16 protein-coding genes are annotated in these 15,538 nt (G+C 72.2%); 4 read left to right on the forward strand and 12 right to left on the reverse strand.

Going from position 1 to position 15,538, the window contains the following annotated elements:
- Positions 1-82 precede the first annotated feature (82 nt).
- A complete protein-coding gene (locus H4687_RS42195) occupies positions 83-964 on the reverse strand; it encodes a LysR substrate-binding domain-containing protein (protein WP_046916834.1) in 882 nt (293 codons plus the stop codon).
- A 71-nt stretch (positions 965-1,035) separates the two neighbouring features.
- Between H4687_RS42195 and H4687_RS42200 the strand changes: the two genes are divergently transcribed.
- From H4687_RS42200 to H4687_RS42215, 4 genes are all read left to right on the forward strand, one after another.
- Positions 1,036-2,241, forward strand: coding sequence for a thiolase family protein (locus tag H4687_RS42200; RefSeq protein WP_046916835.1), 1,206 nt, complete (start codon positions 1,036-1,038; stop codon positions 2,239-2,241).
- Positions 2,238-2,933, forward strand: coding sequence for a 3-oxoacid CoA-transferase subunit A (locus tag H4687_RS42205; RefSeq protein ID WP_046916836.1), 696 nt, complete (start codon positions 2,238-2,240; stop codon positions 2,931-2,933). Before H4687_RS42200 ends, H4687_RS42205 begins: the two co-directional genes overlap by 4 nt.
- Positions 2,930-3,610: a 3-oxoacid CoA-transferase subunit B gene (locus tag H4687_RS42210; protein ID WP_046916837.1), complete on the forward strand. Its 681-nt coding sequence runs from the start codon at positions 2,930-2,932 to the stop codon at positions 3,608-3,610. Before H4687_RS42205 ends, H4687_RS42210 begins: the two co-directional genes overlap by 4 nt.
- A gap of 411 nt (positions 3,611-4,021) precedes the next feature.
- Positions 4,022-4,849: an MHYT domain-containing protein gene (locus tag H4687_RS42215; protein ID WP_050398909.1), complete on the forward strand. Its 828-nt coding sequence runs from the start codon at positions 4,022-4,024 to the stop codon at positions 4,847-4,849.
- 31 nt (positions 4,850-4,880) lie between these two features.
- On the opposite strand, the gene H4687_RS42220 is transcribed toward H4687_RS42215, so the two are convergent.
- The 11 genes from H4687_RS42220 to H4687_RS42270 all read right to left on the reverse strand — a co-directional run bounded on the left by H4687_RS42220 (position 4,881) and on the right by H4687_RS42270 (position 15,532).
- Positions 4,881-5,603 carry a FadR/GntR family transcriptional regulator gene (locus H4687_RS42220; RefSeq protein ID WP_046916374.1) on the reverse strand — a complete coding sequence of 241 codons (723 nt, stop codon included), beginning with the start codon at positions 5,601-5,603 and terminating at the stop codon, positions 4,881-4,883.
- Complete coding sequence (locus tag H4687_RS42225; RefSeq protein WP_046916373.1) at positions 5,594-6,607, reverse strand: aldo/keto reductase; 1,014 nt, start codon at positions 6,605-6,607, stop codon at positions 5,594-5,596. The genes H4687_RS42220 and H4687_RS42225 overlap by 10 nt, the downstream gene beginning before the upstream one ends.
- Positions 6,608-6,644: 37 nt before the next feature.
- Positions 6,645-7,682, reverse strand: coding sequence for a sugar kinase (locus tag H4687_RS42230; protein ID WP_046916372.1), 1,038 nt, complete (start codon positions 7,680-7,682; stop codon positions 6,645-6,647).
- A complete protein-coding gene (locus tag H4687_RS42235; RefSeq protein ID WP_046916371.1) occupies positions 7,679-8,308 on the reverse strand; it encodes a bifunctional 4-hydroxy-2-oxoglutarate aldolase/2-dehydro-3-deoxy-phosphogluconate aldolase in 630 nt (209 codons plus the stop codon). The genes H4687_RS42230 and H4687_RS42235 overlap by 4 nt, the downstream gene beginning before the upstream one ends.
- Entirely contained in the window at positions 8,305-9,072 is a 768-nt protein-coding gene (locus tag H4687_RS42240) for an SDR family oxidoreductase (protein WP_046916370.1), read from the reverse strand. Before H4687_RS42240 ends, H4687_RS42235 begins: the two co-directional genes overlap by 4 nt.
- Positions 9,069-10,124, reverse strand: a complete 1,056-nt coding sequence (locus H4687_RS42245) for a (R,R)-butanediol dehydrogenase (protein WP_046916369.1) — start codon at positions 10,122-10,124, stop codon at positions 9,069-9,071. The genes H4687_RS42240 and H4687_RS42245 overlap by 4 nt, the downstream gene beginning before the upstream one ends.
- Entirely contained in the window at positions 10,121-10,558 is a 438-nt protein-coding gene (locus H4687_RS42250) for an RbsD/FucU domain-containing protein (protein ID WP_046916368.1), read from the reverse strand. The genes H4687_RS42245 and H4687_RS42250 overlap by 4 nt, the downstream gene beginning before the upstream one ends.
- A gap of 57 nt (positions 10,559-10,615) precedes the next feature.
- A complete protein-coding gene (locus H4687_RS42255; protein WP_046916367.1) occupies positions 10,616-11,506 on the reverse strand; it encodes an amidohydrolase family protein in 891 nt (296 codons plus the stop codon).
- Positions 11,499-12,824, reverse strand: coding sequence for an L-fuconate dehydratase (locus H4687_RS42260; protein WP_050398910.1), 1,326 nt, complete (start codon positions 12,822-12,824; stop codon positions 11,499-11,501). Before H4687_RS42260 ends, H4687_RS42255 begins: the two co-directional genes overlap by 8 nt.
- A 109-nt stretch (positions 12,825-12,933) precedes the next feature.
- Positions 12,934-13,977 (reverse strand): ABC transporter permease, encoded by a 1,044-nt coding sequence (locus H4687_RS42265; RefSeq protein ID WP_046916365.1) that lies wholly within the window; start codon positions 13,975-13,977, stop codon positions 12,934-12,936.
- On the reverse strand, positions 13,970-15,532 hold the full coding sequence (locus H4687_RS42270; protein WP_046916364.1) for a sugar ABC transporter ATP-binding protein: 1,563 nt from the start codon (positions 15,530-15,532) through the stop codon (positions 13,970-13,972). Before H4687_RS42270 ends, H4687_RS42265 begins: the two co-directional genes overlap by 8 nt.
- Positions 15,533-15,538 lie beyond the last annotated feature (6 nt).

Raw genomic sequence — 15,538 nt, forward strand, 5'->3', positions numbered from 1 at the left:
CGCCGGCCGACAGCGGCCGGGAGGCGGGCCGATCGCGGCGCGAGACGGAGACAAGGCCTCCTCCGGTCACGGCGGCTGCGGCTCAGAACATCGCCCGGATGATCCCCACGGTGCGCTCCAGATGCGGCTCGGAGCGTTCGGCGCGGTGGGCCACGGCCAGCTCCACGCGCGCGTCCGCCCCGGCCAGCGGGAGATAGGCGACACCGTCGAGCGCCAGCGCGGTCACGGGCTCCGGCACCACCGCGACACCCAGACCACCGGCCACGAGCGTGACCAGCGTCGACGTCTCGCCGACCTCGTGGCGGACGTGCGGCTGGACGCCCGCGTCACGCAGGAGTCCCAGGACCACGTCGTACATCACCGAACGGCGGTCGGCGGAGTGCACGATCAGGTCGGCGCCGTCGAGGTCGGCGGCGCGCAGCCGTTTCCGGCGGGCGAGCGGGTGGTCGACCGGTACGGCGACGACGAGCCGGTCCCGGCGCAGCGCGCGCACGGTCAGGGACAGATCGGCCACCGGGGGGCGCAGCAGCGCCACGTCGATCGCGCCGGTGCGCAGCGCCTCGACCTGGTCGGGTGCCAGCATCTCGCCGCGGAAGGAGAAGTCGACGCCGGGAAGCTCCTCCGCGAGGCGGCGGGAGAGCGCCGGCAGGAGGCTGTACGTCGCCGAGCCGACGCACCCGATCGCGAGGTGGCCGACCGTGCCGGCGGCGACGCGCCGGGCGTGGTGGGCGGCCTCGTCGACGTCGGCGAGGATCGCCCGCGCCCGCTCCAGATAGGCCCCGCCCGCCTCGGTGAGGTCGACTCGGCGTGTGGTGCGGTGGAGCAGCTCGACGCCCAGCTCGGCCTCCAACTGCCGGATCTGCTGGGACAGGGGCGGCTGGGCCATGTGCAACCGCTCGGCGGCGCGACCGAAGTGCCGCTCCTCGGCCACCGCCACGAAGTACCGGAGATGTCGCAGATCCATATGTCGTCCATATCAATCGATCGCGATATGCGTACTTCAGAATATCGTGGCCCGGCGGTAGCGTCGCTGTCATGAGCGCATTCCTGTACGCCGCGACCCGGACGCCCTTCGGTCGCTTCAACGGCGCCTTGGCCGGGGTCCGTCCCGACGACCTCGCCGCCGCCGCGATCACCTCGACACTCGCCGGGGTGCCGGACCTCGACCCCGCCGCGATCGACGACGTGGTCTGGGGCAACGCCAACGGCGCCGGCGAGGAGAACCGCAACGTCGGCCGCATGGCGGCGCTGCTCGCCGGGCTCCCGGTGAGCGTGCCCGGCACCACGGTCAACCGGCTGTGCGGGTCGAGCCTCGACGCCGCGATGATCGCGAGCCGGACGATCGAGTCCGGCGACGCCGAGGTGGTGCTGACCGGCGGCGTGGAATCGATGACGCGGGCGCCGTGGGTGCTGCCGAAGCAGGCGAAGCCGTTCCCGGTCGGCGACGTCACCGCCGTCTCGACCACGCTCGGCTGGCGCCTGGTCAACCCGCGGATGCCGAAGGAGTGGACGGTCAGCCTCGGCGAGTCCAACGAACGGCTCCGCGACCGCTTCGACATCTCCCGCGAACGCCAGGACGAGTTCGCCGCCCGCTCCCACCGACTCGCCCACGAGGCATGGGAGTCGGGCTTCTACGACGACCTGGTGGTGCCGGTCGACGGTGCCGACCTGACCCGCGACGAGGGCATCCGGGCCGGGTCCACGCCCGAGGTGCTGGCCGGGCTCAAGCCGGTCTTCCGTACGCCGGAACAGGGCGGCACCATCACCGCGGGCAACGCCAGCCCGCTCAACGACGGCGCCTCCGCGGTGCTGCTGGGCAGCGAGCGGGCCGCCGCCGCGATCGGGGCCGACCCGGTCGCCCGGATCGCCGGCCGCGGCGTGATGGCGCTGGAACCGGAGGCCTTCGGCTACGCGCCGGTCGAGGCCGCGAACCGGGCGCTGGCCCGGGCCGGTGTCGGCTGGGACCAGGTGGGCGCGGTCGAGATCAACGAGGCCTTCGCCGTGCAGTCGCTCGCCTGCCTCGACGCGTGGAAGATCGACCCCGCGATCGTCAACCAGAAGGGCGGCGCCATCGCCATCGGACACCCGCTGGGCGCTTCGGGCGGGCGGGTCCTCGGCACGCTGGCCAAGGTGCTGCGCGAGACGGGGCAGCGCTACGGCGTCGCCGCGATCTGCATCGGGGTCGGTCAGGGCCTGGCCGTCGTCCTGGAGAACTGCGACGTGAGGGGGGCGGCCGCGTGAGCCGGGCGGAGATCGTCGAGAGCGCCGACGCCGCGGTCGCCGGGATCGAGGACGGCTCCACCGTCCTCGTCGGCGGCTTCGGACTGGCCGGGATGCCGTTCGACCTGATCGACGCACTGATCCGGCAGGGCGCCAAGGACCTCACCATCGTCTCCAACAACGCCGGCAACGGCGAGGTCGGACTGGCCGCGCTGCTCGCCGCCGGCCGGGTGCGCAAGGTGCTCTGCTCCTTCCCGCGCCAGGCCGACTCCTGGGTCTTCGACGGCCTCTACCGCGAGAAGAAGGTCGAGCTGGAGGTGGTGCCGCAGGGCAACCTCGCCGAGCGGATGCGCGCGGCCGGGGCCGGCATCGGCGCGTTCTACTGCCCGACCGCGGTCGGCACGCCGCTCGCCGAGGGCAAGGAGGAGCGTGAGATCGACGGGCGGAGGTACGTGCTGGAGTACCCCATCAAGGGCGACTACGCGCTGATCGGCGCCCATGCCGCGGACACGCTGGGCAACCTCGTCTACCGCAAGACCGCCCGCAACTTCGGCCCGGTCATGGCCACGGCCGCGACGACGACCATCGTCCAGGTGGACGAGGTCGTCGAGGCCGGCCGGCTCGATCCCGAGGCCGTCGTCACCCCGTCCATCTATGTCGACCGGGTCGTCCAGGTGCGGGCCCGCCGCTACACCGTGCAGGGGGCCCGATGACCACCACGTCCCGCGAACAGGCGTACGCCGGGGTGCCGAGGAGCGCCGACCACCGGCTCTCGACGGACGAACTGGCCGCCGTCATCGCACGCGACATCCCGGCCGGCGCCTTCGTCAACCTCGGCATCGGGCAGCCCACCAGGATCGCCGACCATCTGCCGGACGGTTCCGGGGTGGTGCTGCACACCGAGAACGGCATGCTCAACATGGGTCCGAAGGCCGAGGGCGACGCGATCGACCCGGACCTGACCAACGCCGGCAAGGTGCCGGTGACCGAGCTGCCGGGGGCGGCCTACTTCCACCACGCCGACTCCTTCGCGATGATGCGCGGCGGGCATCTCGACGTCTGTGTCCTCGGGGCGTACCAGGTCGCCTTCGACGGCGATCTGGCCAACTGGCACACCGGCGGACCCGACGACATCCCTGCCGTCGGCGGTGCCATGGACCTCGCCATCGGCGCCAAGGACGTCTACGTGATGATGACCCTCTTCACCCGCTCCGGGGAGCCGAAGCTCGTGCCGCGGTGCACCTACCCGCTCACCGGCGTCGGCTGCGTCAGCCGTGTCTACACCGACCACGGCGTCTTCGACGTGGGCACCGAGGGGGTGAGCATCCGGGAGACGTACGGCGTCGACGCCCACGAACTCGCGGAGCGGCTCGGCATCACGCGGGCCTAGCGCACGGCGCCCCGGAAGGGGTGGGCCGTTCAGGCCGGTTGCCCTCGATGGGGACGGAACACGCACTCCATGTGGTTGAATCGTGGACAACCGGCCTGGTGGCTTGAACTCATCGCCCGGTCCACGCGCTCTGCCCTGGGGCAGGGCTTTCGCGTGGTCCGGTGACAGGTGTCACCCGGGCCGATGCGCACCACACGTGCGTCGGGGGAGAGGGACAGGGGGCAGGGGGCAGGGGGCGTCTTTCGGTCGGCTCCGCGGTCAGGCCCAGGACTCGGCGGCCGACGAGGAGCCGGACATCCCGGTACCGCGTCGGTCCGGCCCGCGACGTGGCAGGTGCGTGCGCCACACCACTGTGCCGGCACCCCCGTGCCTCGCTGCCGCCCGCGGTCATGCCTGTGAAGGGAACCTGCGTTGAACGCCACCGTCTCCAATTTCTATTACGGCGCAGCGACCCCGGTCGCCGCCTATCTGATGGCATGCCTCGGTGCCGCGCTCGGACTGCGCTGCACGACACGGTCGTTGCGGCGACCGGAGCGCAGGGCCGGCTGGCTGTGCCTGGGCGCGATCTCGATCGGCTGCGGCATCTGGACCATGCACTTCATCGCGATGATCGGGTTCAGCGTGCAGGGCGCCCTGGTCACCTACGACCTGACGAAGACCGTCCTCAGCCTCGCGGTCGCCATCGGTGTCGTCGCCCTCGGCGTGTTCCTCGTGGGCTACCGGGGCGGTTCCCCGACGACCCTGGCGACGGCGGGCGCGGTCACCGGCCTCGGCGTCGCGGCCATGCACTACCTGGGCATGGCCGCCGTGCACACCAACGGCACGGTCCACTACGCCACCTGGACGGTGGTCCTGTCCGTCCTCATCGCCGTCGTGGCCGCCACGGCGGCGCTGTGGGCCGCGGTCTCCATCCATACGCTGTGGGCCAGCCTGGGAGCGAGCCTGGTCATGGGCGTGGCCGTCACCGGCATGCACTACACCGGTATGGCCGCCGTCTCCGTCCACCTCGGCGGCCGGTCGGCCGTCTCGCAGTCCTCCGCCGACCTGCTGTCGTTCCTGCTGGCGATGCTCGCGGGCCCGCTCGTCGTCCTCCTGGTCGCCGCGGTCATCGTCATGTTCGACCCTGACATGGTGCTCGGCGACGACGACCGGCGCCGGCCCGTACCCGCACGCGCCCCGTACGACGGCACGGACAACGCCCACGCGCGGCAGCCCTCCCCGCCCTACAACCGCTGGTGACCCACGGGCCACGCCTCACGACGGCGGTTCGTCAGCTCTGTGCCGGCGCCTCGTAGCCGAGGTGCCGGTTGGTGCGCAGGTGCTCGCGCAGGGCCCGTTCGGTGTTGCTCACGTGCAGCAGGGCGGCCGCCTGGCTGAGGCCGGAGTCGCGGGTGACCAGCGCCGAGTAGATCGCCTCGTGCTCGGCGAGGGTCCGGCCCGCGGCCTCGTCGTCGACCAGGCCGCGCCAGATCCGGGCGCGCAGCGTACGGCCCGAGACGCTCTCCAGCAGGGTCAGCAGGGTCTCGTTGCCCGTCGCCGCGACGACGGCGCGGTGGAAGGCCGCGTCGTGCCGGTTGAGCAGCTCCACGTCGTCGCGGGCGTCCCTCATGGCGTCCAAGTGGCCCTTGACCTCGGCCAGTTGCTCGTCGTCGATCCGCAGGGCGGCCAGTCCGGTGGCGACGGGTTCGAGGAGCCGGCGTACCTCCATGAGGTCCTGCAGGGCGGCCGAGTCGCCCTGCAACAGCTCCACCGCACCGCCGAGCCCCTCCAGGAGCAGGCTCGGCTGCAGGCTGGTGACGTAGGTGCCGTCGCCGCGGCGGACCTCCAGGACCCGGGCGACGGCCAGTGCCTTGACCGCCTCACGCGCGAGGTTGCGGGACAGGCCCAGCTGCGCCGCGAGGTCGGGTTCCGGGGGGAGCTTCGATCCCGGAGGCAGCGCACCCGTGCGGATCAGCTCACGGATCTGATCGATGGCCCTGTCCGTCAGAGACACTGCGAACTCCTCGCCCTACCGCCCATGCCGGGCACATCCGACCTGATCAGTCCTTGGGCGCGGAGGTCGTCCCAGAGACCGTCGGGAACCTCCCGCTGATGGAGTTCCACGTTCCGTCCGACCTGTTCCGCAGTCCGCATACCGAGGGTGACATTGATGATAGTGGGATGGGTGAGCGGGAAGGCGATCGCGGCGGCGGGCAGGGTCGTCCCGTGGGCCGCGCAGACCTCGGCGATGGCCCGGGCCCGGTCGACCAGGGCGGCTGGGGCGGCCCGGTAGTCGTACTTCATCCCCTCGGCGGGCCGGTCGCGCGAGAGCAGGCCCGAATTGAAGACGCCGACGCCGACGACGCTCTTGTGGTGTTCCCGCGCGGCGGGCAGGACGTCGTCGAGTGCGCTCTGGTCGAGGAGGGTGTAGCGGCCGGCGAGCATGACGACGTCGGCGGGGGTTTCGCGCAGGAAGCGGGCGAGCATGGCGGACTGGTTCATGCCGGCGCCGATGGCACCGACGACTCCCTGGTCGCGCAGGTCGGCGAGGGCGGGCATGGCCTCGTCGGCGGCCTGCTGCCAGTGGTCGTCGGGGTCGTGCAGGTACACGACGTCCAGCCGGTCGAGGCCCGTCCGCGTGAGGGTCGCCTCGATGGACCGCAGGACCCCGTCCCGGCTGAAGTCCCACCGGCGCCGCAGATCGTCCCGCACGACGAAGCCCTCGCTGTCGACGCCCTGCGGGCGTTCGTTGGGCACGAGGAGCCGCCCCACCTTGGAGGAGACGACGTACTCGGCCCGGGGGTACTCGCGCAGTGCGGCTCCCAGGCGCCGCTCGGACAGGCCCAGCCCGTAGTGCGGGGCGGTGTCGAAGTAGCGGATGCCCGCGTCCCACGCGGTCTCGATCGCGGCGTTGGCGTCCTCGACCGGGGTGACCCGGTACAGGTTGCCGATGACGGAGGCCCCGAATCCGAGTTCGGTGAGTTCGACAGGGGTGCTGGTGATCTTCCGGTGGTGCACGACGTGCTCCTGGGGACGCGGGTGGGTGCGGGGCGGGTCAGCGTCTGACGTGGGCCGAGCCGCCCGCGATCAGGGCTTCGATCTCGTCGAGGGAGGCCATGGAGACGTCTCCGGGGGTGGTCATGGTGAGGGCGCCGTGGGCGGTGCCGTAGGCGAGGGCGTGTTCGAGGGTGGTGCCGGTGAGGAGGCCGTAGAGGAGTCCGGCGGCGAAGGCGTCGCCGGAGCCGATGCGGTCCAGGACGTGCAGGCCGGGCATGCGGGGGCCGGTGACGTGGCCGGTCTGGGGTGACCAGGCGGCGGAGGTCCAGTCGTTGACGCCGGCGGAGGGGACGTCGCGCAGGGTGGTGGCGAGGACCTTCGCTTCCGGCAGCAGGCCGGCCACCGAGGTGAGGGCGTCCGGTACTTCGTCGGGCGTGAAGCGTTCGGTGCCGGGATGGCTGCCCGCCAGGCCGAGGGCGCCGACGACGACGTCGGCGTGCCGGGCGAGGCGGAGGTCGGTTTCGCGGGCGTGGTCGGGGCCGCCGCGGCCGGTCCAGAGGCTGGGGCGGTAGTTGGGGTCGTAGGAGACGGTGACGCCGTGGCGGCGGGCGGCGGTCATGGCTTCGTCGGCGACGTCGGTGGTGGTGTCGGACAGGCCGGCGAAGATGCCGCCGGTGTGGAACCAGCGCACGCCGGTGGAGAACAGGGTGTCCCAGTCGATGTCTCCTTTCCGGAGCTGGGAGACGGCGGTGTTCGCGCGGTCGCTGACGCCGAGGGCGCCGCGGATGCCGTAGCCGCGTTCGACGAAGTTGAGGCCGTTGCGGGCGGTGCGGCCGATGCCGTCGTCGGGTATCCAGCGGATGGCGGTGGTGTCGACGCCACCCTGGAGGATGAGGTCTTCGACGAGGCGGCCGACGGCGTTGTCGGCCAGCGCGGTGACGACGGCGGTGCGCAGGCCGAAGCAGCGGCGCAGCCCGCGCACGACGTTGTACTCGCCGCCGCCCTCCCACACCTGGAAGGTGCGGGTGGTGCGGATGCGTCCCTCGCCGGGGTCGAGGCGGAGCATGACTTCTCCGAGGGCCAGTACGTCGGTCATGGGGTGCTCCGTCGGACGGCGTCGGCGGTGAGGCGGCTGATCTCGGTGTAGTCGCCGCGGTCGAGGTGGGCGGGGGTGGCCATCCAGCTGCCGCCCACGGCCAGGACCCCGGGATCGGCGAGGTAGTCGGCCAGCAGGTCGGGGCCGATGCCGCCGGTGGGGACGAAGCGCACCCCGGGGAAGGGTGCGGCGAGCGCCCGGAGGGTGCGCAGGCCGCCGATGGCCTCGGCGGGGAAGAGTTTGACGGTGTCGACGCCCGTCCGCAGGGCGCGCATCAGTTCGGTGGCGGTGGCGATGCCGGGCACCACCGGCACCCCCAGCTCCCGGCATGTGGCGAGGACTTCGTCGTCGAGGCCGGGGGAGACGAGGAAGCGGGCGCCGGCCGCTACGGCGCGTTCGGCCTGTTCGGGAGTGAGGATCGTGCCGGCGCCGACGGTCAGGCCGCCGTGCGCCGCCATCGCCTTGACGACCTGTTCGGCGTCGGGGGTGCGGAAGGTGACCTCGGCGCACAGGGCGCCGCCTTCCGCGAGTGCCTCGGCCAAGGGGCCCGCACTCGCGACGGACGGCACGGTGAGCACGGGCAGGAGACGGGCTCCCGCCAGGACGGCACTCAGGTCGGTGGTCATCGGCCGAGCCATCCGCCGTCGACGGGCAGGACGGTGCCGTGGATGTAGGCGGCGGCGTCGGAGGCGAGGAACACCGTCGCCCCGGCCAGATCGTCGGCGTTGCCCCAGCGTCCGGCGGGGATGCGCTCCAGGATGGCTGTGCTGCGGGCGGGGTCGTCCCTGAGGGCCTGGGTGTTGTCGGTGGCGATGTAGCCGGGGGCGAGGGCGTTGACGTTGACGCCGTGCGGGGCCCACTCGTTGGCCAGGGCCTTGGTGAGTCCGGCGATGCCGTGCTTGGCGGCGGTGTAGCCGGGCACGGTGATCCCGCCCTGGAAACTGAGCAGTGACGCGGTGAAGACGACCTTGCCGCTGCCCCGGGCGACCATCGCGGCGCCGACGGCGCGGGTGAGGGCGAACTGCGCGGTCAGATTGACCTGCAGCACCAACTCCCAGTCCTCATCGGGGTGTTGTGCGGCCGGCGCGCGGCGGATGGTGCCCGCGTTGTTCACCAGGATGTCCACCGGGCGCTCCCGTCCGGCGAGATCTTCGCCGAGAGCGCGGACGGCGTCGGGGTCGGCGAAGTCGGTGCGGATCGCTTCGAAGGAGCGGTTCGCGGCGAGGACGTCCTTCTCCACCTCGCTGCCGGACTCCTCCAGCGTGGCGCTGACGCCGATGATGTCCGCGCCGGCCTCGGCCAGCGCCCGTGCCATGGCCCGGCCGATCCCGCGCCGGGCACCGGTGACCACCGCGAGCTTCCCGGTGAGGTCGAAAGAGGAGGGGGTCATGCGGTGGCTCCCTGAGTGGTGTCGTCGGTGGTGTCGGTGCAGTCGACGAGGATCTTCATGACGTCGCCGCCCGCCTCCAGCGCCTCGAACGCGGCGGGAGCCTCGGTGAGGGGCACGACCTTGCTGATCAGCCGGTCGGCCGGGATCGTGCCGTCGGCGACGAGGACGACCGCCCGCTCGAAGTCGGAGCGGGCGTACAACCGGGCCCCGACGAGGGTGAGCTCGCGCCAGAAGAACCGGTGCAGGTTGATCTCGCGCGGCCGGGGATGGATCGCGACCAGGCACAGCCGGCCACGCACCCCCAGCACCTCGACCGCCGTGTCCACGCCGCCCGCCGCGCCGGACACCTCGAAGGCGACCTCGGCACCCGCGCCGCCGGTCCACTCACCGACCAGCGTCGGCACGTCCTCGGCGGCCGGGTCCCAGGTGCTCAGCCCCACCTCCTCGGCTAGGGCTCGGCGGTGGGCGCTCAGCTCCACCACCCGCACCTCGGCCCCGGCCGCCCGCGCGACCAGCGCGATGAGGACACCGACGGGCCCGCCGCCGACCACCACGACCTTCTCCCCCTCGCGTACCGCGGCGCGGCCCACGTCGTGCACGGCGACCGCCGTGGGCTCGACGAGCGCGGCCCGGTCCAGGGGGACGGAGGCGGGCAGCCGGATCAGGGTGGAGGCGGGCACGGTCCAGCGCTGCTGCATCGCGCCGGGGGAATCGATGCCGATGAAGTCGAGGTTCTGGCAGACGTGCCGGTGGCCGGCCCGGCAGGCGGGGCAGGTGTCGTCCCAGCGCAGCGGCATCACGGTCACCGCGTCACCGGGCGCCCAGTCCTCCACACCCGGGCCGACGCGCACGATCCGGCCGGACATCTCGTGCCCGAGGACGGCGGGGGCGGCGACCCGGGCGTCCATGTCGCCGTGAAAGATGTGCAGGTCGGTGCCGCAGATACCGACATAGGCGGGCGCCAGCTCCACCTCACCCGGGCCGGGCGGCACATCGAGCGCGGGAGCCGTGTCCAGGGTGCGGGCGGCCGTGTAACGGACAGCGAGGGTCATCGTGTACTCAGGGTCCCTTCAGCGCGGACGCCGATGGTCAGCAGCAGGTTGGCGTAGGTGCGGGTGTCGGCGGTGACGATCGCCAGCGCCAGGTCGGGGGAGCGGGCGGCGTCGTAGAACTCGAAGCGGCCGAGCGTGTCGACCGGGACGGGCGCCAGCCGGGTGCGGTACTCGGTGATGGCCGGGGGTTCCGGTTCGCCCTCCGGCGGCACCATCACCTGGGCCGACTCGACGGGCAGGGCGTTCAGCAGGACATCGAGGACGGTGGTGACGTCCAGCAGGCCGGGGGTCAGGTTGAGGTGGACGGTCCGCGCGCGGTCCCCGGTGGCGGTGCTCGCGGGGTAGTGGCCGTCGGCGAGCAGGACGCGGGCGCCGTGGCCGGCGCCGGCGAGGGCTTCGAGGATGCCGGGGTGCAGCAGGTCGGTCAGGAGCACGGTGTTTCCTCCTTCCTCTCCAAGGGCTTCAGCGGCTGTCGAAGGGCTTCGAGGGCTTCAAAGGGCTTTCTGGGCAGGGCAGTCGAGGCGGTAGAACTGGGTCGCGGTGCCGGCGAGGACCGCCTCGGTCTCGGCGGCGGAGCTGTCGCCGAGCAGGTCCTCGACGGTGGCGGCCCACTTGTTCCAGCCGCCCGCGAGGACGCAGACCGGCCAGTCCGAGCCGAACATCAGCCGGTCGGCGCCGAAGGCGGAGAGCAGGACGTGCCACACCGGACGGATGTCGTCGGTGGCCCACGTCCGGTGGTCGGCCTCCGTGACCAGCCCCGAGACCTTGCAGCGCACCTGCGGGTGGCCGGCCAGCCGCCGTACCTCCTTCTCCCACGGCTCCAGCCCGCCCGAGGCGATGGGCGGCTTGCCCGCGTGGTCGAGGACGAGCGGCAGACCGGGGAAGCGTTCGGCGAGCAGGACGGCCTGGCCGAGCTGGTGGTCGCGTACCAGTACGTCGTATGCCAGCCCGCGGTCGGCCACGGCCCGCAACCCCCGTTCCACGGACGGGCGTTGCAGCCACCCGGGGTCCGACTCGCCCTGGACGAGGTGCCGTACCGCCCGCAGGTACCGGCCGCCCGGACCGGCCCGCAGCTCGTCGAGGACGTCGCCGGTCGCCGGCGAGGTGAGGTCGGCCCAGCCGACGACCGCCCCGATCAGGGGGTCGTGCTCGGCCAGGGCGAGGAGTTCGCGTGTCTCCGGCACGGAGGCGACACACTGGACGACGACGGTGGTGCCCGGCGTCCGGCCGGCGATCGGCCGGGTCGCGGCCGTGCGCAGGTCGTCCGCGCCGAAGGTGCGGCGGATCGGTTCGTGTCCGGGCTCGTCCAGCCACGGCTGGGGCCGGTGGTCGAGGTCCCACACGTGGTGGTGGGCGTCCACCAGTCGCCGGGCGTCAGACACGGGAGGACCAGACCGGCCCGTCGGGGTAGGTGTACTCCTTCAGGGACTCGGGGTGCATCTCCGCGCTCAGACCGGGAAGCTCGGGCGCCAGATAGTGGCCGCCGGCGATGCGTACCGGGTCGACGAAGTGCTCGTGCAGGTGGTCGACGTATTCGATGACCCGGTCCTCGGTCGTGCCGGACACGGCGATGTAGTCGAACATCGACAGGTGCTGGACCATCTCGCACAGGCCGACCCCGCCCGCGTGCGGGCAGACCGGCACGCCGAACTTCGCGGCGAGCAGCAGGATCGCGAGGTTCTCGTTGACGCCGCCGACCCGGGCGGAGTCGATCTGCACGATGTCCACCGCGCCCGCCTGGAGGAGCTGCTTGAAGACGACCCGGTTGGCGACGTGTTCGCCGGTGGCGACCTTGATGGGGGTCACGGCCCGGCGGACGGCGGCGTGGCCGAGGATGTCGTCGGGGGAGGTGGGCTCCTCGATCCAGTACGGGTCGTACGGGGCGAGGGCGCGCATCCAGTCGATGGCGGGCTGGATGTCCCATCTCTGGTTGGCGTCGACGGCGATGCGGATGGAGTCGCCGACGGTCTCGCGGGCGGTGCGCATACGCCGTACGTCGTCCTCCAGGTCCGCGCCGACCTTCAGCTTGATCTGGGTGAAGCCGTCGGCGACGGCCTCGCGGGCGAGACGGGACAGCTTCTCGTCGGAGTAGCCGAGCCAGCCGGGGGTGGTGGTGTAGGCGGGGTAGCCGCGCTCCAGCAGAGCGGCCATCCGCTCCGGGCGGCCCGGTTCGGCGCGGCGCAGGATCGCCAGCGCCTCCTCGGGGGTGAGGGCGTCGGACAGCCAGCGGAAGTCGACCTGGGCGACCAGGTCCTCGGGCGACATCTCGGCCAGGAAGCGCCAGACGGGCCGGCCCGCACGCTTGGCGGCGAGGTCCCAGGCCGCGTTGACGACCGCGCCGGTCGCCATGTGGATGGCGCCCTTCTCCGGTCCCAGCCAGCGCAGTTGGGGGTCGTGGACCAGGGAGCGGGAGAAGGCGCCGAGGTCGCCGCAGACCTCGTCCACGGAGAGGCCGACCACATGGGGGGCGAGGGCCGCGATGGCGGCGGCCTGCACGTCGTTGCCGCGTCCGGTGGTGAAGGCCAGCGCGTGGCCCTCCAGTCCGTCACCGGCGTCGGTGTGCAGGACGACGTAGGCGGCCGAGTAGTCGGGTTCGGGGTTCATCGCGTCCGACCCGTCCAGATGCTCGGACGTGGGGAAACGTACGTCGAGCACGTCCAGGGCGGTGATGCGGGGGGAGGAGGACTCAGCGGAGGACATGGCAACTCCTGTGCGAGCGGGGGACGATGGGCCCCTGCGACGAGATGGGGGAAGACCGGGGTGCGGCGGCCGGGCCGGCACGGTGGGTCGGGCGACTGCCCGCCCGGAGTCACTCCTGGACCTTGCCGCCGGTGATGCGGGAGATCATGAGCGCGACCAGGATGATCAGGCCGTTGAGGGCGCCGATCCACTGGGCGGGTACACCGGCCAGGGTGAGCACGTTCTGGATCATGAACAGCAGCAGGATGCCGCTGAAGGCGCCGAACATGGTGCCCTTGCCGCCGTTGAGGCTGATGCCGCCGATCACGGCGGCGGCGAAGACGGTGAAGATGTAACCGTTGCCCTGTGCGGAGGCGACGGAGGCGAGGCGTCCGGAGAGCAGCAGTCCGGCGAGGGCGGCGAGCAGGCTGCCGGTGACGATGACGATCCACAGCACCCGGTCGGTACGGATGCCGGCCGCCTTCGCCGCGTCGACGTTGCCCCCGATGGCGTACAGGGAGCGGCCGAAGCTGGTCCAGCCGAGGACGACGATGGCGACGGCGAACAGGGTGAGGCAGAGCCAGATGGAGGCGGGCACCCCCAGCCACTGGGCCGTGCCGAGGTAGAGCATCGACCCCGGCAGTTGGAAGAAGGTCTGGCCGCCGGAGATGCCGGTCAGGACACCGCGCAGCACGATCAGCATGCCGAGCGTGACGATGAACCCGTTGAGGCCGAAGCGGATGATCAGCAGCGCGTTGATCACGCCGATGAGTGCGCCCACGATGAGGGTGACGGGGATCGCCCAGGCGCCGGGGAGGAGGCCGAGACCGTGTCCGGCGCCGGTCGGCACGACCAGCCAGGCCGCGACGCCGGGCGCGAGGCCCATCGTGGACTCCAGCGACAGGTCCATCTTCTTGACGATCAGGATCATCGTCTGGGCGAGGACCAGCAGGGCGATCTCGGACATGGTCTGCAGGACGTTGACGAGGTTGTCGCCCTGGAGGAAGACCGGGTTGACGATCTGGCCGACGATCGCGATGACGACGATCGCGGGGACCAGGGCGAGATCACGCAGCCGGGCCAGCGGGATGCGACCGCCGAGCAGCGCGGCCCCCTTGGCCCGGGCCTTCTCGGCCTTCGGCGCGGGTGTGTCCGCGAGGACGGTTTCAGGCATTGAGGTCCACTCCTTCCATCGCGGCCACGAGGTCGTGGTCGTGCCAGCCGCGGGCGATCTCCGAGGTCACTCGGCCCTGGAACATCACCAGGACCCGGTCGCACATGCGCAGGTCGTCGAGTTCGTCGGAGGCGATGAGCACTCCGGTGCCGTTCTCCGCGGTCTCCTCGACCTTGCCGAGGAGGAACTCCTTGGAGCGCACGTCCACGCCCGCGGTCGGGTTGATCAGGACCAGCAGCCGGGGGTCGTCGGCGAGGGCGCGGGCCATGACGACCTTCTGCTGGTTGCCGCCCGACAGGGAGGAGACGGGCAGTTCGGGTCCGGGGGTCTTGATCGCCAGCTTCTCGATCATGCCGTCGGCGAGCCGGTCCCGGGCGCGGCCGCTGAGGAATCCGTTGTGCCCGATCCGGTGCGGCACGGACAGCGTGGCGTTGTCCGCGATCGACATGTCGGGGACATAGCCCTGGTGGTGCCGGTCCTGGGGCACGAACCCGGCGCCCGCGGCGAGCGCGGCGGGGACGCTTCCCGGACGGGGACGCGTTCCGGCGATCTCGACCCGGCCGCCGTCGGCGGTCCGCAGCCCCACCACGGTCTCGGCGACCTCGGTACGGCCGCTGCCGGCCGCCCCCGCGAGCCCGACGATCTCCCCGGCGCGCACCTGGAGGGTGACCCCGTGATAGGCGTCGCCGTCCAGGTCGCTGATGTCCAGGGCCGCGGTGGTGCGCGTGTTCGGTGAACTCGGCCGTTCCTGGCGGCGGTCGGCGGCCGCCTCGCCGGTCATGGCGGCGACGAGTTCGGTGCGGGGGAGTTCGGTGACCGGTGCGGTCAGGATGTGCCGGGCGTCCCGGAACACCGTCACCATGTCGCAGATCTCGTAGATCTCCTGGAGGTGGTGACTGATGAAGAGGAAGGTGACGCCCTGGCGTTGCAGGTCGCGGATGCGGTCGAAGAGCCGGTTGATCGCCGCGCCGTCGAGCTGCGCGGTCGGTTCGTCGAGGATGATGAACCGTGCGCCGAAGGACAGGGCGCGGGCGATCTCGACGAACTGGCGCTGTTCCACGTCGAGTTCGCCGGCCGGTGTCTGCGGGTCCACGTCCACCGACCAGGTCGACAGCAGTTCCTGCGCACGTCCGCGCACCCCCTGCCAGCTGATCAGCCGGTGCCGGCCGTGATCGTGCCGGTTCAGGAAGAGGTTCTCGGCGACGGTCAGTGTGGGGATGATCGTCGACTTCTGGTAGACGCAGGCCACGTGCCGCCGCCAGGCGTCACGGTCCGAGAGCCGGGGCGCAGGGGCGCCGCCGAAGGTGACCGTGCCCTCGTCCGGGGCCTGGAGTCCGGTGAGGACGGACACCAGGGTCGACTTGCCGGCGCCGTTGCGGCCGACGAGCGCGTGGGTCTCGCCGGGCCTGATGGTGATCCGGGCGCCGTCGAGGGCCACCGTCGGACCGAATCGTTTGACTATGCCCGTCGCCTCGACGACGGCCGGACCCGCCGGGGCCCGTCCGTCGTCCGCCGGGGCGGGCACGGGGGTGACTGTCCGCTCCCCGTCGCTCATCTCAAC

Origin of the sequence: Streptomyces stelliscabiei, assembly GCF_014873495.1 — a bacterium.
Lineage (GTDB): Bacteria > Actinomycetota > Actinomycetes > Streptomycetales > Streptomycetaceae > Streptomyces > Streptomyces bottropensis.